This window comes from Prevotella sp. MGM1 (assembly GCF_002933775.1).
In the GTDB taxonomy this organism is placed as follows: Bacteria; Bacteroidota; Bacteroidia; order Bacteroidales; family Bacteroidaceae; genus Prevotella.
In genome coordinates, this window is record NZ_BEWV01000173.1 from 1 (window position 1) to 878 (window position 878).

Annotated in this window: 1 protein-coding gene and 1 pseudogene; both read right to left on the bottom strand. The window is 56.0% G+C overall.

Annotated features, from left to right (window positions below; genetic code table 11):
* The coding region (locus MoGM_RS06470) for a glycosyltransferase family A protein (RefSeq protein WP_146078673.1) at nt 1-404 on the bottom strand (404 nt) is incomplete at its 3' end.
* A gap of 170 nt (nt 405-574) precedes the next feature.
* Nucleotides 575-878, bottom strand: a pseudogene (locus tag MoGM_RS06475) (elongation factor P); the annotation flags it as partial.

Below are 878 nucleotides of genomic sequence, written 5' to 3' on the forward strand. Positions count from 1 at the left end.
CTCGTCATCGAGTAGGATATAGCCTTCTGGGTGTCGGTGAACGAGGGGTGCGCGCTGTCCGGCCCCCCGAAAGCGTCTGCCGGCTCAGCGGCCAGCTCGTCGTCCACGGCCTGCATGTACCCCGGCGGCAGCACCACGTCCGAGTCGAGCACGATGAGATACTCGCCCGATGCCCGTTCGGCTCCGTAGTTGCGGCTCTGCCCCGGTCCCGAGTTCTTTTTCACATAGTATTTCACGTCCAATGCGGCACCGTATCTTTCCGCCACCGCACGGCAGTCGCGTTCGGAACCGTCCTCGACGATTATAACCTCAAAGTCATTGAATGTCTGCCCTGTGAGACTTTCCAGCAGTTCGTCCACCTCATCGGGACGGTTGAACACGGGAACGATAACGGAATACTTCATTTCTGTGACAAGTTTTGATTTATCGGTCAAGTGGTTATATCTGCAAATTGTCGGGCGGCGACCGATGCGGAGCCGTGAATTACGATAATTCAAAAAACATTGGACTCAGCACCGGGCACGGCCCGACAACTCAAAAAAACCGTTATTCGGAATTGCAAACCCGCGGTTTCTTATTCTTTCACGCGTTGCAGGTAGCTTCCATCGCGGGTGTCCACCTGGATGAGGTCGCCTTCGTTGATAAACAGCGGAACGCGTATCTCAACGCCTGTCTCGAGTGTCGCGGGCTTGGTGGCGTTTGTGGCGGTGTCGCCTTTCACACCCGGCTCACTGTGTGTGATGCGCAGGTTGGTCTTCACCGGCATCTCGGCATAGAGAATTGTCTCCGTGTCGGCGTCGCTCACAACTTCCACAACGTCGCTCTCTTTCATGAAGTCGACACCGGTGATGAGGTCTTTGGCGATAGGAACCTGGTCG